22 protein-coding genes are annotated in these 19969 nt (G+C 68.3%); 18 read left to right on the top strand and 4 right to left on the bottom strand.

The window, feature by feature from the left end; all coding sequences use genetic code 11:
• Positions 1–350, bottom strand: a 350-nt coding sequence (locus ACTICP_RS10295; RefSeq protein WP_441892050.1) for a hypothetical protein, incomplete at its 3' end; no start/stop codon positions are given.
• Positions 347–868, bottom strand: a complete 522-nt coding sequence (locus tag ACTICP_RS10290) for a PadR family transcriptional regulator (RefSeq protein ID WP_441892048.1) — start codon at positions 866–868, stop codon at positions 347–349. The genes ACTICP_RS10295 and ACTICP_RS10290, both read right to left, overlap by 4 nt.
• Positions 869–993: 125 nt before the next feature.
• On the opposite strand from ACTICP_RS10290, the gene ACTICP_RS10285 reads away from it, so the two are divergent.
• Together ACTICP_RS10285 and ACTICP_RS10280 are read left to right on the top strand one after the other, a co-directional pair.
• Complete coding sequence (locus ACTICP_RS10285) at positions 994–1437, top strand: helix-turn-helix domain-containing protein (protein WP_441892046.1); 444 nt, start codon at positions 994–996, stop codon at positions 1435–1437.
• Positions 1434–1784 carry a HepT-like ribonuclease domain-containing protein gene (locus tag ACTICP_RS10280; protein ID WP_441892044.1) on the top strand — a complete coding sequence of 117 codons (351 nt, stop codon included), beginning with the start codon at positions 1434–1436 and terminating at the stop codon, positions 1782–1784. The genes ACTICP_RS10285 and ACTICP_RS10280 overlap by 4 nt, the downstream gene beginning before the upstream one ends.
• Before the next feature lie 161 nt (positions 1785–1945).
• Here the strand turns inward: ACTICP_RS10280 and ACTICP_RS10275 are convergent, their stop codons facing one another.
• Positions 1946–3253 (bottom strand): glutamyl-tRNA reductase, encoded by a 1308-nt coding sequence (locus ACTICP_RS10275; protein ID WP_441892052.1) that lies wholly within the window; start codon positions 3251–3253, stop codon positions 1946–1948.
• Positions 3254–3328: 75 nt separating this feature from the next.
• Between ACTICP_RS10275 and hemE the strand changes: the two genes are divergently transcribed.
• From hemE to ACTICP_RS10210, 13 genes are all read left to right on the top strand, one after another.
• Positions 3329–4351: a uroporphyrinogen decarboxylase gene (hemE, locus tag ACTICP_RS10270; RefSeq protein ID WP_441892042.1), complete on the top strand. Its 1023-nt coding sequence runs from the start codon at positions 3329–3331 to the stop codon at positions 4349–4351.
• Positions 4352–4394: 43 nt separating this feature from the next.
• The gene (locus ACTICP_RS10265) at positions 4395–4649 is read left to right on the top strand and encodes an antitoxin (RefSeq protein WP_441892040.1); all 255 of its coding nucleotides are present in this window, start codon (positions 4395–4397) and stop codon (positions 4647–4649) included.
• Positions 4646–5116 carry a type II toxin-antitoxin system VapC family toxin gene (locus ACTICP_RS10260; protein ID WP_441892038.1) on the top strand — a complete coding sequence of 157 codons (471 nt, stop codon included), beginning with the start codon at positions 4646–4648 and terminating at the stop codon, positions 5114–5116. Before ACTICP_RS10265 ends, ACTICP_RS10260 begins: the two co-directional genes overlap by 4 nt.
• Positions 5113–6633, top strand: a complete 1521-nt coding sequence (locus ACTICP_RS10255) for a protoporphyrinogen/coproporphyrinogen oxidase (RefSeq protein WP_441892036.1) — start codon at positions 5113–5115, stop codon at positions 6631–6633. Before ACTICP_RS10260 ends, ACTICP_RS10255 begins: the two co-directional genes overlap by 4 nt.
• A gap of 98 nt (positions 6634–6731) precedes the next feature.
• Positions 6732–7160 (top strand): hypothetical protein, encoded by a 429-nt coding sequence (locus ACTICP_RS10250; RefSeq protein WP_441892034.1) that lies wholly within the window; start codon positions 6732–6734, stop codon positions 7158–7160.
• 1 nt (position 7161) lies between these two features.
• Positions 7162–7569 carry a phage holin family protein gene (locus tag ACTICP_RS10245; protein ID WP_441892032.1) on the top strand — a complete coding sequence of 136 codons (408 nt, stop codon included), beginning with the start codon at positions 7162–7164 and terminating at the stop codon, positions 7567–7569.
• Positions 7556–7831 carry a hypothetical protein gene (locus tag ACTICP_RS10240; protein ID WP_441892030.1) on the top strand — a complete coding sequence of 92 codons (276 nt, stop codon included), beginning with the start codon at positions 7556–7558 and terminating at the stop codon, positions 7829–7831. Before ACTICP_RS10245 ends, ACTICP_RS10240 begins: the two co-directional genes overlap by 14 nt.
• An 81-nt stretch (positions 7832–7912) precedes the next feature.
• The gene (gene hemQ, locus ACTICP_RS10235; RefSeq protein ID WP_441892028.1) at positions 7913–8590 is read left to right on the top strand and encodes a hydrogen peroxide-dependent heme synthase; all 678 of its coding nucleotides are present in this window, start codon (positions 7913–7915) and stop codon (positions 8588–8590) included.
• A 5-nt stretch (positions 8591–8595) separates the two neighbouring features.
• Positions 8596–9591, top strand: coding sequence for a hydroxymethylbilane synthase (gene hemC, locus ACTICP_RS10230; protein ID WP_441892026.1), 996 nt, complete (start codon positions 8596–8598; stop codon positions 9589–9591).
• Entirely contained in the window at positions 9588–10388 is an 801-nt protein-coding gene (locus ACTICP_RS10225) for a uroporphyrinogen-III synthase (protein WP_441892024.1), read from the top strand. Before hemC ends, ACTICP_RS10225 begins: the two co-directional genes overlap by 4 nt.
• Positions 10385–11386, top strand: a complete 1002-nt coding sequence (gene hemB, locus ACTICP_RS10220; protein ID WP_441892022.1) for a porphobilinogen synthase — start codon at positions 10385–10387, stop codon at positions 11384–11386. The genes ACTICP_RS10225 and hemB overlap by 4 nt, the downstream gene beginning before the upstream one ends.
• A gap of 145 nt (positions 11387–11531) precedes the next feature.
• Positions 11532–12857 (top strand): glutamate-1-semialdehyde 2,1-aminomutase, encoded by a 1326-nt coding sequence (gene hemL / locus ACTICP_RS10215; protein WP_441892020.1) that lies wholly within the window; start codon positions 11532–11534, stop codon positions 12855–12857.
• A 90-nt stretch (positions 12858–12947) separates the two neighbouring features.
• A complete protein-coding gene (locus ACTICP_RS10210) occupies positions 12948–13397 on the top strand; it encodes a hypothetical protein (RefSeq protein WP_441892019.1) in 450 nt (149 codons plus the stop codon).
• A 43-nt stretch (positions 13398–13440) separates the two neighbouring features.
• Here the strand turns inward: ACTICP_RS10210 and ACTICP_RS10205 are convergent, their stop codons facing one another.
• Positions 13441–14817 carry an ABC transporter ATP-binding protein gene (locus ACTICP_RS10205; RefSeq protein WP_441892017.1) on the bottom strand — a complete coding sequence of 459 codons (1377 nt, stop codon included), beginning with the start codon at positions 14815–14817 and terminating at the stop codon, positions 13441–13443.
• A 109-nt stretch (positions 14818–14926) separates the two neighbouring features.
• Between ACTICP_RS10205 and ACTICP_RS10200 the strand changes: the two genes are divergently transcribed.
• The 3 genes from ACTICP_RS10200 to ACTICP_RS10190 all read left to right on the top strand — a co-directional run bounded on the left by ACTICP_RS10200 (position 14927) and on the right by ACTICP_RS10190 (position 19964).
• Positions 14927–15985, top strand: coding sequence for an enoyl-CoA hydratase/isomerase family protein (locus ACTICP_RS10200; protein WP_441892015.1), 1059 nt, complete (start codon positions 14927–14929; stop codon positions 15983–15985).
• Between the two features lie 152 nt (positions 15986–16137).
• Positions 16138–17874 carry an ABC transporter ATP-binding protein gene (locus tag ACTICP_RS10195; RefSeq protein WP_441892013.1) on the top strand — a complete coding sequence of 579 codons (1737 nt, stop codon included), beginning with the start codon at positions 16138–16140 and terminating at the stop codon, positions 17872–17874.
• Complete coding sequence (locus tag ACTICP_RS10190) at positions 17871–19964, top strand: ABC transporter ATP-binding protein (RefSeq protein ID WP_441892011.1); 2094 nt, start codon at positions 17871–17873, stop codon at positions 19962–19964. The genes ACTICP_RS10195 and ACTICP_RS10190 overlap by 4 nt, the downstream gene beginning before the upstream one ends.
• The last annotated feature ends 5 nt before the right edge of the window (positions 19965–19969 follow it).

Genomic DNA, 19969 nt, shown 5'->3' with positions numbered 1-19969 from the left:
ACAGCAAGCACGATCGCGACGGGTGTCATCGTGAACCGTTCAGGTCGACTGCGTGAAATCGCATTCATGAGAATGGCGAGCACAAAGTAGGCGAAGACGACCCAGGTCGCGACCACGACGAATGCGCTGTCGCCGCCGTGGATCACGCCTGTTCGGCTGAGCAGTACCGCGGCTATCGCGGCGTAGATGACCACAGCGACGACACTGCCGATCCGGAGTCGCGTCGGCAGCACCTTGTGTTGACCGCCCCACACGAAACGGCCGAGCGGCAGGCCGAGCGCTGCGAGCACTTGCAGCGCTGCGAGGGCGGCGAGAAGCACCAAGGTGCTTGTGAGAGCAAGTGCCGTCATGTGATCTCCAGTTCATCGAGCCAGCGGGCCATGAGTTCGTGCGCGCGAACGCCGTAGTCCAGCGTCGCCAGGCGAAATCGTGCGACATCGCGATACAGCTCTGGTGTCGGTGTCGCATCGATCTCGATCCGCAGTGCGGTGAGTCGGTCGAGATCCGTGGCGGTGCGTCGGCGAAGCACAGCGACGACTTCTGCACGGTCTTCGGGCGGCATGCTGCCCAGCATGTAGACCTTTGCCAGCGTGCGCTGTTCGGCGTCCGACTCCGTGATCGGCGAAAGCATCCAGTCGCGCCACGCCTCTCGGCCGGACGCGGTGACGGCATAGGGATGCTTCGGGCGACCCGGTCCGTTGAGGGCTTGTTTGGTCGCCCATCCCTGCGAATCGAGCGTCTCGAGTGCCCGTTGGATGCTGCCGAGGCTGGCCGAGTAGAAGAGGGAGATGCCGGCGGTGAATCGTTTGCGTAGTTCGTACGCGGAGAGGGGGCCCTGGAGCAGGAGGCCGAGAATCAGGAACTGCATGCTCTGAGCATATACCTCATAGGTAGATTGCGACCAGGTCTGGCGCTACACCCACGCGTCCAGTCCGCCAGGGCGACCGTCGACAGCCCCTTCCGCGGAAACAGTCGCCGCGATATCATCATGATATGAGTGAAACGTTGCGCGAGCTGCGCGAGCGAGCGGGGCTCAGCCAAGCACAGCTCGCGTCGCGCAGCGGCGTCGCGCAGCCGAACATCGCCGCCTACGAGTCTGGGCGGCGGAAACCGTCGGCGGCAATGATCGACAGACTGCAGTCGGCCATGCGCCCTTTGCCGCACGAGGCGCTCGAACAGCATCGCGACGAACTCAAAGAGCTCGCCGCGAAGTACGGTCTGAACAACGTGCGTGTGTTCGGCTCCGCCGGGCAGGGGGCGGACACCACGCAGAGCGACCTCGATATCCTTGTCACCCGCTCGCGGAGCGTCGGATTGCTGACGATCGCCGAGTTCACCATCGCCGCCGAGCAGCTGCTCGGCGTTTCGGTCGACGTGGTCACAGACGGAGGGCTCCCTGCTGATCATCCGATCCTCCGGTCAGCGGTGGCCGCGTGAGCGATAGGGATCAACGGTCGCTGCGTGAGATCGTGCGGTTGTGCGACAACGGCGCGCGACTCGTCGGTCGAGGCCGCGAGTGGTACGTCTCGGACGATCTCAATACACCGCGGCTTGCGGCCGAATCGATCATCATCAGGATCAGTGAGAACGTCGCGGGGTTGAGCGCCGAGATGATCATCGCGAACCCGCACGTGCCCTGGTCGAGCATCAAGCGCATGCGCGATCAGCTCGCGCATCACTACGAGGCGACGGACTACGACGCGGTCTGGGCCACCCTCAACGTCGATCTTCCCCGCGTGCGTGAGGTGATCGCATCCCTCCTCGCCGAAGCGGCCGATGATTGACCACAGATCGGCATCGCCGGGCGCCAACCGGCGCTCAGGTCGCGATGTCTGCCGCTCTGGGCGCCGGATAGCGGCGAGAAGTGCGACCTGAACACCGGGTGGCCGGGACCGGGCCCGGGCCGGGGCCGAGACCGGCCCGGGCAGGTCACGACCGCGCGCGCTCAGGCGATGTCGGCCGCGGGTGCTGCCGCCGCAGGAGCGTCGACGGTCAGCCCGTAGACCGTCTCGAGCGCGGCGACGAACTCCGCGCCGCGTCCGTCTGCGGCGAGTTCGTGCGCGCGCGTCGTCGGGGTGTGGGTGAGCACGCCGGCGAGGTGGCGCATGGCCTGCTCGACGCGGCCGTCCTCGTCTCCGCGTGAGCGGGCGCGTTCGATCTCGGCTTCCATGAGGGCGAAGATGTGCGACCGGAAGGCGACGACGGTGGGCGTGACGGCCTGCCGATCGCTGACGACGTTGAAGGTGTCTGCGGCGTCGCGCACCACCGAGCGGGCGGCATCCGTCGCCTGCAGCTCGTCGAGCGGCGCATGCAGGCGGATCGTCTCGAGGTCGAGCAGCGCGACACCCTCGAGAGTCGCGACGGCGGGATCGACGTTGCGCGGCATCCCGAGGTCGATCACGAGCTGTGAGGTGGTGGCGCCCATCGGGCAGCCGACGGCCACCGTCGCGGTCGGGGCCTGGAGGTGCTCCGGGCCGAGCACGGGCTCCTCGGCGGCGTTCGTGCAGGTGATCAGCAGGGTCGAGCCCGTCGCGACGCCGGCGTAGTCGGCATCCGAGACGGCCGTGATGCCGTGCTTCTTCGCGAACAGTTCGGCGCGGCCGGACGGCGAGTAGACCGAGATGTCGACGGCCCCGCGCTCGCGGAGCGTGGCGAGCGTGACCGCGGCGTACGCGCCGGTGCCGACCAGCAGTACGCGCTCGGCGGCCCAGTCCGCGATGCGGCTGTCGGCGAGCTCGAGTGAGAGGCGCACGAGCGAGCGGCCCGCACGCCCGAGCGCGGTGACGTTCTTGACCTTGCGCTGCGCCTGGCTGGCGCGCTGGAACAGACGCTCGAGCGCCGGCGAGGTGGTGCCGTCCTTGCGGGCTGCGGTCAGTGCGCGGCGCACCTGTCCGGCGATCTCGCCCTCACCGGGTACGACGGATTCCAAACCGGATGCCACGGCGAACAGGTGCTCGGCGACGCGGCGCCCGGAGTGCACCGTGTACGCGCCGTCGAGGTCAGCGGTGGGGATGCCCGTCGACTGCTCGATCGCTTCGAGCACCGCTTCGACGCCGACAGCGCCTGCCGCGGTCACCGGTTCATCGACCTCGACGTAGGCCTCGAAGCGGTTGCAGGTGGAGAGCACAACGGCCCCCTGCACGCACGTCGTGAGGCGCAACAGATTCGGCGCGACGTCGTCAGGGGTGCGGCTCAGTCGTTCGAGCATGTCGAAGGAGGCGGTCTTGTGACTCGCCGTCACGCACAGCAACACGTCGATCATCTTACGCGTCCTCGCGCAGAGCGGGCTGACAGCCGGTTTCTGAGGTGCGGATGGGAGGATGGACTCATGCCTTCCTCGAACGCCCCTCTGCTGCGCGCACTCGCCGGTGACCGCCCGGACCGGACCCCGGTCTGGTTCATGCGGCAGGCCGGACGCTCGCTCCCGGAGTACCGCGAGCTGCGCGTCGGCACGCGGATGCTGGATGCCTGTCTCACCCCGGATCTCGCCGCCGAGATCACGCTGCAGCCGGTGCGTCGGCACGGGGTGGATGCGGCGGTGTTCTTCAGCGACATCGTCATCCCGTTGCGTCTGGCCGGCGTCGACGTCGTGATCGAGCCGGGCCGCGGCCCGGTGTTCGCCGACCCGGTGCGCACCCGCGCCGATGTCGACCGCATCACCGCGATCGACCCGGAAGGCCTGGACACCACCGCCATCGCGGATGCCGTGCGCATCGTCACCGCAGAACTGGGCGAGACGCCGCTCATCGGCTTCGCCGGGGCGCCGTTCACGCTCGCCGCGTACCTCGTCGAGGGCGGTCCGTCGAAGGAGAACCTGCGCGCTCGCGCGATGATGCACTCCGACCCGGATGCATGGAATCGCCTCGCCGGTTGGCTCTCGCGCGTCTCTCGGCGCTTCCTCGAAGCGCAGCGCGACGCGGGCGCTGCGACCGTGCAACTGTTCGACTCGTGGGCAGGTTCGCTGAATCCGGCCGACTACCGCACCCATGTCGGGCCGCATTCCCAGGCTGCGGTGACCGATCTCGGTGTGCCCGTCATTCACTTCGGCGTCGGCACCGGGCCGTTCCTGGCAGACATGCGCCTCGATGGCGCGGCATCCGCTGTCGGCGTCGACTGGCGCCAGCCGCTCGACGAGGCCGCCGGCATCCTCGGCCCGGATGTCACCGTGCAGGGGAACATCGACCCGGCTATGCTCCAGGCGCCGTGGCCGGTGCTCGAGGCCCACGTTCGCGACGTCATCGAACGCGGGCGGGCAGCCCGCGCGCACATCCTCAACCTCGGCCACGGCGTCCCGCCGGAGACCGACCCCGACCAACTCACCCGAATCGTCGAGCTGGCACACTCCGTTTGATCTGACAGCATGACATCAATATTTGTGATGCTATGCTGTCAGAATGCGCACGACGGTGACTTTGGATGCTGATACAGAGGCGGCTGTGCGACGTCTGATGACGCAGCGCGGGGTGTCTTTCAAGCGTGCGCTCAACGACGCGATCCGCGCCGGCACGGTGCCCGTGCGCAGCGAGCAGCAGTCGTACACGCAGGTGCGAGACCTCGGCGTCATGAGCGTCGACCTCACGCACGCACTGCGATTGGCCGCTGATCTGGAGGACGAAGAGCTCGCGCGTCGCCTGCAGGTCGGCCGATGAGGGTCGTCGACGCCAACGTGCTGCTGTACGCGGTGAACGAGACCTCGCCCCAGCATGAGGCATCCGTCGGCTGGCTCGACGACGCTCTGGACGGCAACGACGATGTGGGTTTCAGCTGGAACGCGCTGCTGGCGTTCATCCGGATCGTGACGAACTCACGAATCCTGCCGCGCCCGCTTTCCGCCGAGGACGCCATGGCGCAGGTGCACGATTGGCTCGCGGCTCCGAGCGCCCATGTTCTGCAGCCGGGGGAGCGGCACGCGATGATTCTCGAACGCCTGCTCGTCGCTTCGGGGTCAGCCGGGAATCTTGTGAACGACGCTCACCTTGCCGCTCTGGCGATCGAGCACCGTGCCGGGGTCGTGAGCTTCGATGCCGATTTCGCGCGGTTCGAGGGAGTGCGTGCGAAGCGACCGGATGAACTGCTGAAACGCCCCCGTGATGGAGAATCGAGGGCGAACAGATGAGCGCCGACAGCACCGCCGAACTCGCCGCCGCGGCAGCACAGCGGCACGTCGTGGTCATCGGTGGCGGCATCGGCGGACTCGTCGCGGCGCGTGAGTGCGCCGAGGTGGGCATGCGTGTGACGCTCCTCGAGGCAGAACACGCACTCGGCGGTGCCATCCGCAGCGCCGACCTCGACGGCGTGACCGTGGATGCCGGTGCGGAGTCGTATGCGACCCGCGGCGGTCATGTGCGCGAGCTGCTCGGCGAGCTCGGACTCGCCGATCGCATCGTCACCCCGAACGCAGCCGGCGCCTGGCTGGTCGGCGCTCCGGGTGCGAAGGCGGCGCCGCTCCCCACGGGCGGCCTGCTGGGCATCCCGGCCAACCCGTTTGCCGACGACGTGCGCCGCATCATCGGTTGGCGCGGCGCCTGGCGGGCGTATGTCGACCGGCTGCGTCCCCCGCTGACGATCGGTCAGGAGCGCAGTCTCGGCACACTGGTCGCCAAGCGCATGGGGGCGAAGGTCCGCGACCTGCTCGTTGCTCCCGTCACGGCCGGCGTCTACTCGGCGAACCCCGACGACGTCGACACCGAAGTGGCGGCCCCGGGGCTGAACGAAGCGCTCACGCGCACCGGTTCGCTCTCCGGCGGGGTCGCACAGCTGCTCGCCGCACGGGCCGATCGCGCATCGAAGGCACCCGGTTCCGCCGTCGAAGGCATCGCCGGCGGCATGAGCGGCCTCGTCGACGCGCTCGCGGCCGACCTGGCAGAACTCGGCGCGGTCGTTCGCACCGGAGTCGTGGCGGATGCTGTCGAGCGAAATGGCGCGGGCTGGACGGTGTCTTTCACCGAGGTGACCGGTGACGAGCCGGATACGGACGAGGCCGTCGTGCACAACGAAACACTCGAGACCGTCGAGGCGGATGCCGTCATCATCGCCACCGAAGAACCTGCGGCGCGTGCCCTGCTCGCCGGGCAGGTCGCCGGCCTCGGCGTCGCCGGGGAGGCTCCGCGGATCGAGGTCGTGAGTCTGCTGCTCGACGCCCCCGCGCTGGATGCTGCGCCGCGAGGCACCGGCGTGCTCACGGTGCCCGGCAGTCACACGGCCAAGGCGCTCACGCACGCCACGGCGAAATGGGGCTGGCTGCGTGCCGACGCCGCGGGCCGCCACGTCGTGCGGGTCTCGTTCGGCGCACAGGGCGAGCCGGCCGCGACCGCCGAACTCGACGACGAAACGGCCGCACGCCTGGCTCTGCGTGAGGCATCGGCGCTGCTCGGCGTCGAGCTGTCGGCGTCGGCGCTGCTCGCCGCGCACCGCGCCCGGTTCATGCAGTCGCAGCCGGCTTCTCTGCTCGGGGCGGCCGACCGGCGGCGCGATGTGCGCGGCGCCGTGCAGAAGGTCGACGGCCTCGGCGTCGTGGGTGCGTGGTTGTCCGGTACGGGCCTCGCACAGGTCGTTCCCGATTCGATCGCCGAGGCGGACCGCGTCCGCCGTGGGCTGCTATGGGGAGATGACGGACCGCTGTCAACCCCCTGAGCTCATAGATGCCGTTTTCGGCATATGGCGTTACGCTGGTAGCCCTGGCCGACGGCACCCACGCCAGCGGCTCGACCGGAACAACGTGAGGAGACCCCATGAAGGGGAAGATCGGACTCGTCGTCGGACTCGGCGTCGGTTACGTGCTCGGAACGCGCGCCGGACGCGAGCGCTATGAGCAGATCAAGACGCAGTGGCTGAAGCTCTGGAACCAGGAGCCGGTGCAGCGGCAGGTCGAGAAGGCCAAGGCCTTCGTCGGCGCGAAGGCGTCTGCCGTACCGGGTGCTCTCTGGAACGGGGTGGTGAAGGTCGCCAAGTCCGTCGGCGACGGCGATACGCCCGGTGAGAAGCTCGACTCTGCGATCGCCACGGGCAAGAAGGCGGCGGCCCACGTCGAAGATGCCGTCGATGACGCGGTGGACTCCGCCAAGAAGACGGCGTCCGCCGCAGCCAAGAAGACGACGTCGTCCGTCTCGAAGAGCACGGGCAAGTCGACGGGCTCAGCGAACAAGACGAACGGGAGCTGATATGGTCCGCGGATATCGTGACCGCGCCGACGACAGCTTCCTGACCCTGCTCGGCGATCTTCCCGAACTCGTCACGAAGCTCGTCAAGGCCGAGATCGACGCGGCGAAGGCGTGGGTCTCGCGCACCGCGAAGGATGCCGGGATCGGCAGCGTCTGGTTCGTCATCGCGCTGTTCTTCCTGTTCTGGCTCGTGCCGATGATCCTGGTGTTCGCTGTCGCCGGACTCTCCTCGTGGTGGCCGGTGTGGCTGTCGGCGCTCGCCGTGCTCGGGCTGCTGCTCGTGTGCGTGCTGCTGTGCGTCGTGTTCGGGCTTCTGAAATTCCGCAAGGTGCTGCGCCGGGAGAATCCCGGCCAGGCCGTCGCGACCGATATTCGAATCGTGAAGGATGCCGGTGATGACAAGCTCTGACTCCACCCTGCCCCGTACCGCCGTTCCCGACGGGATCACCGACCCCGTGGCATCCGCTCGCGCCGAGCTGAAAGCAGCGCTCGCGGCCATCGAGGTCAAGGGCAACGTCCCGCGGCGCCTCGAGAAGGCCTCGCAGCGCGGCGCCGCGAAGGCCCGGGCGTTCGCGGATCGCAATCCGGCTGGCGCGGTCGCCGCAGCCGTCGGCATCGCAGCCGTGACGGGTGGCCTGGTCTGGGCCATCGCCCGCGCCATCGCCCGCTGATCGCTCGTTCCCCCGGCCGACCGCGTCGGCATCGACGGGCCCGCATTCGCCCCTTTCCCGCGAAAGAGGCAGACTGGGGATATGTCCGAAGCGAGTGAACAGAACCCGTCCGGTTTCACCCTCTGGGCCGTCTGGCGACGCAATCCCGATGCGCCTGTCGCCGAGACGGACGCGACCGAGCTCGAAACCATCGTCGGCCACATCGAGGATGCCGGAGTCGTCGTGCGCGGCTTCTACGACGTCTCGGGTCTGAAGGCCGACGCCGACCTCCTGGTCTGGCTGCACGGGCCCACCGCCGAAGGGCTGCAACAGGCGCTGCGCCGGATGCGCCGCACTGAACTGCTGCGCACGCTGCTGCCGGTGTGGAACGTCATGGGCGTGCACCGCGACGCCGAGTTCAACCGTGCCCACGTGCCCGGGTTCCTGCGCGGCGTCGAGCCGAAGGGGTGGCTCTGCCTGTATCCGTTCGTGCGCACGCCGGAGTGGTACCTGATCGACGAGGCCGAGCGCCGCACGATGCTCGCCGACCACGGTCGCAAGGGCGCCGCATTCACCGGTGTCACCGCCAACACGGTCGCCGCCTTCGCCCTCGGGGACTACGAGTGGCTGCTCCCACTCGAGGCGGATGACCCCACCGAACTCGTCGATCTCATGCGTGACCTGCGCTACACCGATGCGCGTCGCTTCGTGAAGGAAGAGGTGCCTTTCTACACGGGGCGGCGCCTCCGTTTCGACGAGATCGCGGACGTTCTGCAGTAGGCGCCATGTCAACCACCATTCGTCTCGGCACTCGTCGAAGCGCTCTCGCTCAGGCCCAGTCGGGTCGCGTCGCCGCAGCGCTCGAGAAAGTCTCCGGCCGCAGGGTCGAGCTCGTCCCCATCGTCTCCGAGGGCGACACCAACCGCGCGTCCCTCTCCGAGATCGGCGGGCTCGGCGTCTTCGCGACCCGGCTCCGCGAGGCGCTGGTCGCCGGTGAGTGCGACATCCTCGTCCACTCGCTCAAGGATCTGCCCACCGCTGTTCCCGAGGCGCTCGTCATCGCGGCCACCCCCGCTCGCGAAGACGCCCGCGACGTCGTGATCACCCGCGACGGCACGCCGTTGCATGCCCTGCGCCCCGGCGCCAAAGTGGGCACCGGATCGCCGCGCCGCATCGCCCAGGTGCGGCTGCGTGCTCCCCGTGCCGAGGTGGTCGACATCCGCGGCAACGTCGACTCCCGTCTCGCCCGCGTCGAGAGCGGCGAGCTGGATGCCGTCATCCTCGCCGCCGCAGGACTCTCGCGGCTCGGCTCCGAGACGACGCTCAAGCGTGAGGAGCTCGGGCTGGCCGAGTGGCCGACGGCTCCGGGCCAGGGATCGCTGGCCGTCGAGACGACGGCGGACGCGGCATCCGATCTGCGCGCAGCGCTCTCCGATCTTGACCACGAGAGCACCCGGTTGGCGATCACCGTGGAGCGCGGGATTCTCGAAGGACTGGATGCCGGATGCCAGGCGCCGATGGCCGCACATGCGGTCGTCACCGGCGGTGCCGTGCGCGTTCGAACCATCGTCTACGACCCTGCCGGCGGGCGGCGGATCGGGCTCGACGTCACGGAAACCCTGAGCCGGGGGTATATTCGTGAGCACGGCAGTGGCAACGAAGCGGATGCTGCCGATGGTGCGGACCCGAATCACGCAGCGCGCGAGATCGGACTTTCTGTCGCCCGTCGGCTGCTCGAACAAGGGGCGGCCGAACTCGTACCCCGAGAGCAACCCCTATGATCAGCACACCCGAACTGAAGCATGAGAAGCCGTTGACCGGCTGGCGCGTCCTTGTCCCTCGAGGAGGCCCGTGGGGCGACGGCGTTGCCGCATCCCTGCGCGCCCAGGGCGCCGTCCCCGTGGTCGCTCCGTTGATCAACTTCGGACCGACCACAGACCAGGCCGCACTAGACGACGCGCTCGAGCAGCTCGCCGCCGGCGCGTTCGACTGGCTCACGATCACGAGCGCCACAACGGTCGATGTGCTCTACGCGCACCGCGCCGTCGTACCGAAGTCGACGAAGGTCGCCGCCGTCGGCGAGACGACCGCGGCAGCCCTCCAGGCCGTCGGCTACGAGGTCGCGCTGGTGCCGGAGCAGGACAACTCCGCCGAGGGCATGGCGCAGCAGCTCATCGGGCTCGAACCGGACCCGCGTCGCATCCTGACTCTGCGCAGCGAGATCGCCAAGCCCGTGCTGACGCGCTCGCTGATCGCCGCCGGCCACGATGTCTCGAGCATCGTCGCCTACCGGACGGTCGGAGTGCCGGTGACCGATCGCATCCGCCGCGACGTCGACAGCGGGCGGATCAACGCGATCCTCATCACCAGCGGCTCGGTCGCCGAGCAGGTCCGCGAGCAGTTCCCTGACATCCCCGACACGACGCTGCTGGCCGCGATCGGCCCGCGCACCGCGAACGACGCCCGCAAGGCGGGACTGCCGATCACTGTGGTCGCCGACAAGCAGACCGTCGATGCGCTGATCGACGCCGTCTCGCACTTCACGCTCCCGCATGCGGCGGATGAGTTCGCTCCATGAGCTTCCCCCCTGCAGGCTTTCCTGAAGTCCGTCCGCGGCGGCTGCGTCAGTCGGCGGCTGTCCGCGCGCTGACCCGCGAGACGTCGCTGGCGCCGCGCCATCTCGTGCTGCCGATGTTCGTGCGTGAGGGTCTGAACGAGCCGGCACCGATCTCGTCGATGCCGGGCGTCGCCCAGCACAGCATGGATTCCCTGCGACGGGCTGCCGCTGAGGCGGCCGAGGCCGGGGTCGGCGGGGTGATGCTCTTCGGCGTCCCTGCCGTGCGCGACGCGATCGGGTCGGGTGCGGATGACCCCGACGGCATCCTCAACGTCGCCACCCGGGCGCTGGCCTCCGAGGTCGGCGATGCGCTCGTCGTGCAGACCGATCTGTGTCTGGACGAGTTCACCGATCACGGACACTGCGGTGTTCTCGCTTCTGATGGCTCCGTCGACAACGACGCGACCCTGGAGCGCTACGTCGCTATGGCGCTCGCGCAGGCGCGGGCTGGCTCCCACCTGCTGGGACTGTCGGGCATGATGGACGGTCAGGTCGCGGCCGTCCGACGAGGGTTGGATGCCGAGGGCTTCACCGACACCCTGCTGCTCGGCTACGCGGCCAAGTACGCCAGTGCGTTCTACGGTCCGTTCCGCGAAGCCGTCGACTCGCAGCTGCAGGGCGACCGCCGCACCTACCAGCTCGACCCCGGCAACCGTCGGGAAGGTGTTCGCGAGGCTCTGATCGACGAGGCCGAAGGTGCTGACGTCGTGATGGTGAAGCCGGCGATGAGCTTCCTCGATGTGCTGCGCGAGGTGCGCGACGCCGTGCAGGTACCCGTATGGGCGTACCAGATCTCGGGGGAGTACGCGATGATCGAGGCGGCCGCAGCCAATGGCTGGATCGACCGCCGCGCCTCCGTACTCGAATCGCTGCTCTCGATTCGCCGTGCGGGCGCAGACGCGGTGCTGACATACTGGGCCACCGAGGCCGCCGGCTGGCTCCGCGCTGCTGAGCGATAACCTCCAAGCGGAGCGAGGATATTCCGCGGGTCGTTGAGCGAGTAGCGTAGACCGGTCGTTGAGCGAGCGAAGCGAGACGAAACGGGTTGAGCGAGCCGAAGGCGAGTCGAAACCTTCGCCGAACCCACACAACAGGAGGCACGCCATGACCGACCGCAACGACGAACTGTTCTCGGCCGCGCGCACGGTGACACCCGGCGGCGTGAACTCCCCGGTGCGCGCATATGGTTCGGTGGGCGGGACTCCGCGTTTCCTGGCATCCGCGCGGGGCGCGTACGTCACGGACGCTGCCGGTGACGAGTACGTCGATCTCGTGGCGTCCTGGGGGCCGGCTCTGCTCGGGCACGCCCACCCGGAGGTCGTCGCGGCTGTGCAGGAGGCCGCGACCCGTGGGCTGTCCTTCGGTGCGCCCACCGAGGGCGAGACCGCGCTCGCCCGCAAGATCACCGAACGTGTCCGTCTCGGCGACCTCGCGCCGATCGAGCGCGTGCGTCTCGTCTCGACCGGCACTGAGGCGACGATGACCGCGATCCGGCTCGCACGCGGTGTGACCGGGCGCGACCTGCTCGTGAAGTTCGCCGGTCATTACCACGGCCACTCCGACGGCCTGCTCGCCGAGGCGGGGTCGGGTGTCGCGACGCTGGCGCTCCCCGGTTCGGCCGGCGTGCCAGCGCCGATCGCCGCGCAGACCCTTGTGCTGCCGTACAACGACCGAGCGGCGCTCGAGGCCGCATTCGTCGAGCACGGCGACCGGATCGCCGCCATCATCGTCGAGGCCGCAGCAGCCAATATGGGGGTCGTCGCGCCCGACGCCGGCTTCAACCGGTTCATCGCCGACACCGCGCACGCGCACGGCGCGCTGATGATCCTCGACGAGGTTCTCACCGGGTTCCGCGTGCACCACGCCGGGTACTGGGCGCTGCAGGCATCGCTCGGCGAGGAGTACCTGCCTGACATCATCACCTTCGGCAAGGTCATCGGCGGCGGCATGCCGCTGGCCGCCCTCGGCGGCCGTGCAGACGTCATGGACCACCTCGCCCCGACAGGGCCCGTCTACCAGGCGGGCACGCTCTCGGGGAATCCGCTGTCGGTCGCGGCCGGTCTTGAGACCCTGCGTCTCGCGACGCCCGCCGTCTACGCCCGCGTGGACGCCGCCGCTGCCCGTATCTCGACTGCTCTGGATGCTGCGCTCACCGACGCCGGCGTCGTGCACGCGATCCCGCGAGCCGGAAACCTGTTCGGCGTGGCCTTCGCACCGCAGGCGCCTCGCACGTATGCCGAGGCTCAGGCGCAGGAGGTCTTCCGTTACGCACCGTTCTTCCACGCGATGCGCGAGCAGGGCGTGGCGCTGCCGCCGAGCGTTTTCGAGGCATGGTTCCTCACCGCGGCGCACGACGACGCGGCGCTGAGCCGCATCGAGGCCGCGCTCCCGGCGGCGGCTCGCGCCGCAGCATCCGCCCGCCCCGCCTGACCGTAATCGTCGGAACCGCACAAGGTGATCGTTGTCGTCCTGTGAGGAAGTCGCAGACAGAATCCAGGCGGACGCTGGCAGACTGGACGGATGGTGACGCTGCTCCTGGACCACACACGGCTCGAGGTCGTGCTGTCGCCGGTCGAGCGCGCTGCCACCTTCCACCGAGAGAACCTGCGGGTCGCCCGCGAGACCATCACCAAAGTGCAGCTGACGGATGACGCGTGGACCTGGCTGCGCGGTGTTCCCGGGCCCGGGACGCACATCCCCGGCATCCTCGCGGCGGGCACCTGGAAGGGTGCCGCGACCACGGATTTCGTCCTGATCCGTCGCCGTCGCCCCAGCGTGGTCATCGACCTCGAAGGCGACGAGGAGTTCCAGCGCCTGATCTTCACCACTCGGCACGGTCTCGCGCTCACGCAGGCGCTGCGGCTCGACGTCTCTGACGAGGCCGTCGACGTCGTCGAGATCGCCGCGACGGCACCGGTCCCCGTCGTGAAGGGACGTCAGCGTCCGGTCATCCGGCCGCGGCCGGCCTGAGGTCAGCACCTCGTGTGAAGCGTTGCGTGATCAGCGCTAAACCTCAGTGCTGTTCGTTCGGCTCTTCGTCGTCCGACGAGGCGACGTCGATCGCGCGGGTGGCATCGTCCGGTCCTTCGGTGTCAGAGGCTTCGGCTTCCTCGCCCTCAGCGGCCCGGGCCTCGGCGGATTCGACCGTGCCGGTTGCTGTGTTCGGGTCGGTGACCGGGTTCGCGAAGACGCTCGCCACGGCCGCGAGATCGGCGAGGCCCGGGAGCGGGCGCCCGTCGGAAGCCGGATCGGAGGCGAAAGCCTCGGGGTCGAGGTCCGCTTCGACGCGCTCCGCGTGCTCAGCGCGTTTCGTCTCGCCTTCGGCTCGCTCAACGTCCGGAGGGATGCTGTCCGCATCCGGGGACGGATCGGGCTCGGCGAGAGCGTCGAGCCGGAGCACCTCGTCCTCGTCGAGGACGGCACCCTCGTCGGCCGCAGGATCCGCGTCCGCCACAGGCACGGCGGTCGTCGCATCCGTCACCCGCGCCGAGGGCACGTAGCGGTCGTGCACGAGATCGAGGAAGACATCCTCGAGGGTCGGGCCGCGCTGCTGCAGCGTCGTAAGCGCGATGCCGGCGCGAGCGGTGATGCCTCCGATGGTCGCCGCGTCGCTGCCGCGCACGGTGAGTCCGGAGCGCAGGATTTCGAACTCGTATCCAGCGTCTTTGAGCGCGTGCGACAGCGCGGTGCGATCCTCAGCATCCACAACGACCGGGCCGGTGCGCGGGTCGGCGAGATCCTCCATCGTGCCGGCGAACTTCAGTTCACCACGCGCGATCACGAGGATCTCGTCGGCGATCTGCTCGACCTCGGACAGCACGTGCGACGAAACCAGGACGGTACGTCCCTCGTCGGCGAGGCTGCGGATGAGACCGCGCATCCAGCGGATGCCCTCGGGGTCGAGCCCGTTGGCCGGTTCGTCGAGGACGAGCACGCCGGGATCTCCCATCAGCGCGGTCGCGGCGCTCACGCGCTGACGCATGCCCAGCGAGAGCGTGCCGATGCGCGAGTCGGCATCGTTCTCGAGGCCGACGAAAGAGATCAGCTCGCCGACGCGAGACAGCGGAATGTCGTTGGACTTGGCGGCGCCGATGAGGTGACGCTCGACCGTGCGCCGCGCGCGGAAGCCGGGGTCCTCGAGCATGGCGCCGATGACGCGTGCGGGGCTGCGCAGCTCGGAGTAGCGGGAACCGCCGATGGTGGCGGTTCCGCTCGTCGGACGCTCGAGTCCGAGCAACATACGCAGCGTCGTCGTCTTGCCGGCGCCGTTGGGGCCCAGAAATCCGGTCACGACGCCGGGGTTGACGCGCGCCGAGAACTCCGACACGGCGGCCACCGCGCCGAAGCGCTTGGTCGCACGGTCGAATTCGATCAGCTGTCCCTCTGCCATCCGGTGCCTTTCGTGCATGGGCGTTCTTCCCATCTTGCCGGAAAACGCGCAGAATCTCGCATCGACCGGGCGGAGAAACCCCAGAACAGGCGGATGTAACGTGGGGCCTGTGACTGAATTCGACGCGGAGTCCCCGGTTCTCGTTCGCACCGAGGGATCGCTGGGCCGCCTCACGCTCAACCGGCCGCGGGCGATCAATGCCCTCGATGCGGATATGATCGGCCGGCTCACCGCTGCGCTGGAGGCGTGGCGCGATGACTCGGACGTCGACATCGTTCTGATCGATGGTGCGGGCGATCGCGGGCTGTGCGCCGGCGGCGACGTGCGCGCACTGTACGACCAGATCACGGCCGGGCAGGCCGAGCAGACGGCGGACTTCTTCCGCGCCGAGTATGCGCTGAACCTCATGATCGCGCAGTATCCCAAGCCGGTCGTCGCGATCGCCGACGGCATCACGATGGGCGGCGGGATCGGGCTCGCCGGCCACGCCGCGATCCGCATCGTCACCGAGCGCAGCCGCCTCGCGATGCCCGAGACCCGGATCGGGTTCACCCCCGACGTTGGCGGCACCTATCTGCTCGGCCGCGCGCCGGGGCGGCTGGGCGAATACCTCGGCCTCACCGGCGGGACGATGTCGGCGGCGGATGCCATTTACGCCGGTTTCGCGGACCACTACGTCCCCTCGCATCACCTCGACGAACTCCGCGAAGCACTGGGCAAGCGGGCCGACCCGACCAGTCCGTCCGAGCTCGTGCTGCTGTTCGACGAGACGCCGGAGCCCTCGGCGCTCCATGCCGAGCGCGCCTGGGTCGACGAGGCCTTCTCGGCCGCCACCGTGGGCGAGATCGCCCAGCGCCTGTCCGCGCGCGCGGAGGTCTCGGCATCCGCCACTGCCGCGACGCTCGCCCAGCTTTCGCCGACCGCGCTCGCGGTCACCCTCGCCGCTGTCCGCGAGGCGCGCGAGGGCGACCTGCGCGACGCGCTCATCGGCGAGTACCGCCGCGTGATGTGGTTCGCGACGCAGCATCCGGATCTCCCGGAGGGGATCCGCGCGCAGCTGGTCGACAAGGACCGCTCGCCGAGGTGGCGACCGGCGACGATCGCGGAATTGACGACGGATGCCGGGGCCGCTGCCGTCGCGTTCGTGCCGGACGTGCCGCTGTTCTGAGTCTCCGGCCTTTTTGGACCGGGACGAGAATTCTCGTCCCATCTGCGGATCGTTCGCCCTGAGCGGATATCGACGATCAGGGATGTGCAATGTCGGTGGTGCGTGGCACGCTAGCTGTGGCCTTCTCGGCCCCTTCAGAAAGAATCCACCACATGCTCGGGAAAATCCTCCTCCGCTACCTTTCTCGTTATCGTTGGCTCCTGCTCGGAGTTCTGCTGTTCCAGTTCGCCTCCGCGCTGGCCGCTCTTTTCCTTCCGACGCTGAATGCCGACATCATCGACAACGGCGTCGCAACCGGTGACATCAGCCACATCATCCGCATCGGTGCGATCATGCTGCTCGTCGCGTTCGGGCAGATCATCGCAGCGATCATCGCGACCTTCTGCGCCGCGCGCGCGGCGATGAGCCTCGGCCGCGATATCCGCAGCGATGTCTTCGCTCGGGTCTCGAGCTTCAGTGAGCGCGAGGTGTCCGGCTTCGGTTCCGGCTCGCTCATCACCCGCAACACGAATGATGTCCAGCAGGTGCAGATGCTCGCGATGATGAGCGCCACCATGCTGGTGATGGCGCCGATGATGGCGATCGGCGGCATCATCATGGCCCTGCGCCAGGATGTCGGGCTGAGCTGGATCCTGGGCGTATCGATCCCCGTGCTGCTGATCCTTGCCAGCGCGGTCATCGCGCGGATGGTTCCGCTGTTCCGCAGCTATCAGACGAGGCTCGACGCCGTGAACCGCGTGATGCGCGAGCAGCTCAGCGGTGTCCGTGTCGTCCGGGCCTTCGTGCGCGAGGCGATCGAGGAGGAGCGATTCCGCCTCGCGAACACCGACATCATGGTCGTCGGCCGCAAGGTCGGTTCGCTGTTCGTGCTCATGTTCCCCCTCGTCATGCTCGTCCTGAACGTCACCATCGTCGCCGTGGTGTGGTTCGGTGGCATCGAGGTGAACGAGGGCAACGCCCAGATCGGCACGATCTTCGCCTTCATGCAGTACGTCGGCCAGATCCTCGGTGGTGTGATGATGGCGAGTTTCATGGCGATCATGATCCCCCGCGCGGCGGTCTCCGCCGACCGCATCAGCGAAGTCCTCGACGCCGAATCCACGCTGGTGCGCCCCACCGATCCGGTGGAGCAGTTGCCCCGGCCCGGAGAGGTCGTCTTCGACGACGTCGAGTTCACATACCCGGGTGCGGAGCAGCCCGTGCTCTCGGGCATCTCGTTCCGCGCCGACCCCGGTGAGACCGTAGCGATCATCGGCTCCACCGGCGCGGGCAAGACGACCCTCGTCTCGCTCATCCCTCGCCTCTTCGACGCCACCGGCGGCACCGTGGCGGTGCAGGGTGTGGATGTGCTCCGGGCTGATCTGGATCGGCTCTGGGAGGGCATCGGGCTCGTGCCTCAGCGCCCCTTCCTGTTCAGCGGCACCATCCGGTCGAACCTGACTTTCGGGCGCGAGGGTGCGACGGAAGACGAGATGTGGCGTGCGCTGAAGATCGCGCAGGCCGCAGATTTCGTCCGCGACAAGCCGGAGGGCCTCGATACGCCGATCGCTCAGGGCGGCACGAACGTCTCCGGCGGTCAGCGCCAGAGGCTCGCCATCGCCAGGGCGATCATCCGGCAGCCCGACATCCTCGTGTTCGACGACTCCTTCTCGGCGCTCGACCTCACCACCGACGCTCGACTGCGGCAGGCGCTGTGGCGCGAGCTGCCGCGCGTGACGAAGATCGTCGTCGCGCAGCGTGTGTCGACGATCACAGACGCCGACCGCATCCTCGTCCTCGATGACGGCAAGGTGGCAGGGTTGGGCACGCACGAGGAGCTCATCCAGAGCAGCGACACCTACCGCGAGATCGTCGATTCCCAACTCGGCGCCGAGGAGGCAGAGGTATGAGCGAGCCGATCGAAGTGACTGCCGGCTCCCTCGAGCTGAGCGAAGAGGAGCGCGAAGCGCAGCGGGCCATGATCGCCGGGGGAGCGGACGAACCCGGTGCGATGGGCGGCAAGCCGAAGAACTTCTGGCCGAGCTTCCGCCGTTTCCTGGGGCTGCTGAAGCCTTACGCCTGGGTCTTCGCCCTCGCATCCTTCCTCGGGGCTATCGGCGTCGTACTGTCCGTGGCTGGCCCGAAGATCCTCGGCGAGGCGACGAACATCGTCTTCGAGGGAGTGATTTCTCTCTCGCTGACAGACCAGTTCGCCGGCATGAGTCAGCAGCAGGTCGTCGATGCTCTCACCGCCGCCGGTCAGTTGGACCTCGCAAGCATGGTCAGTGCTATGGAGCGGTTCCAGCCCGGGGCGGGAATCGATTTCGAAGCGCTGCGCATCGTGATCCTCTGGGCTATGGCGGTGTACGTCGTCGGAGCGCTGCTGCAGTGGATCCAGGGCTACATCATCAACGTCATCATGGTGCGGACGATGTGGCGACTGCGCGAAGAGATCGAGGCGAAGATCAACCGCCTGCCACTGCGCTACTTCGACAAGGTGCAGCGCGGTGAGTTGATCAGCCGTGTGACCAACGACGTCGACAATATGACGCAGACGCTGCAGCAATCGCTCTCGGGCGCGATCACGTCGATGCTCATGGTGATCGGCGTGGTCGGGATGATGTTCTCGATCTCCTGGCAGTTGGCTTTGGTCGCCCTGGTGTCGCTGCCGCTCATCGGCGTCATCATGGGCGTGATCGGGCCGAAGTCGCAGAAGGCGTTCCAGGCGCAGTGGAAGAAGGTCGGCCGGCTGAACTCCCGTGTCGAAGAGGCCTTCTCCGGTCACGCGCTGGTCAAGGTTTTCGGGCGTGAGAAGACCGTGTCCGAAGCGTTCCAGGCAGAGAACGAAGAGCTGTACCAGGCCTCGTTCAAGGCGCAGTTCCTCTCCGGCGTCATGATGCCCTCGATGCAGTTCGTCGGTTACCTCACCTACGCGGGAATCGCCGTGCTGGGTGGAGTGATGGTTGCTGGCGGGCAGATCCGCATCGGCGATGTGCAGGCGTTCGTGCAGTACTCGCAGCAGTTCACCCAGCCGCTGACGGAACTGGGCGGGATGCTGCCGGTGATCCAGTCCGGTACGGCATCCGCCGAGCGGGTCTTCGACCTGCTCGATCAGGAGGAGCAGGAGCCGGATGCCGAGGACGCGCCGAAGGCGCCGGAGAACGGACGCGGGGTCATCGAGTTCGCGAACGTGTCGTTCGCATACACGCCGGAACAGCCGCTGATCCGCGATCTGTCGTTCCGCGTGGATCCCGGCCAGACCGTCGCGATCGTCGGACCGACGGGCGCGGGCAAGACGACGCTGGTCAACCTGCTGATGCGGTTCTACGAGGTCGACGGTGGCGCGATCCTGCTCGATGGGCAGGACGTCGCAGAGATGACACGAGACGATCTGCGTTCACGCTCCGGCATGGTGCTGCAGGACCCCTGGCTGTTCGCCGGCACTATCCGCGACAACATCCGGTACGGGCGAGAATCGGCGACCGACGAAGAGGTCCTCGAAGCCGCCGAGGCGACCTACGTCGACCGTTTCGTGCATTCGCTCCCCGACGGTTACGACACGGTTCTCGAAGAGGATGCGGCGAACGTCTCGGCCGGCGAGCGGCAGCTGATCACGATCGCGCGCGCCTTCGTCCGCAGGCCGCAGGTCCTCATCCTCGATGAGGCGACCAGCGCTGTCGACACCCGCACCGAGCTGCTCCTGCAGCAGGCGATGGCGGCGCTGCGCCGGGGACGCACATCGTTCGTGATCGCGCACCGCCTCTCGACGATCCGTGACGCTGACCTCATCCTCGTGATGGAGCACGGCGACATCGTCGAGAAGGGGTCGCATGACGAACTGATCGCGACCGAGGGCGCCTACTGGCGCCTGTACCAGTCGCAGTTCGAGCAGGCCGCAACCGACATCGACGCCGAAGCGGCTATGACCGATTCGGTTCCGACCGTCGTCACCGGGGCGGCCGAGATCGTGGAGAACGCCGAGCAACCCAGCGACGGCTGATGGAG

The sequence above is a fragment of the Microbacterium sp. genome, assembly GCF_052102115.1.
Taxonomy (GTDB): Bacteria; Actinomycetota; Actinomycetes; order Actinomycetales; family Microbacteriaceae; genus Microbacterium.
This window is presented reverse-complemented; position numbering and strand designations above follow the sequence as displayed.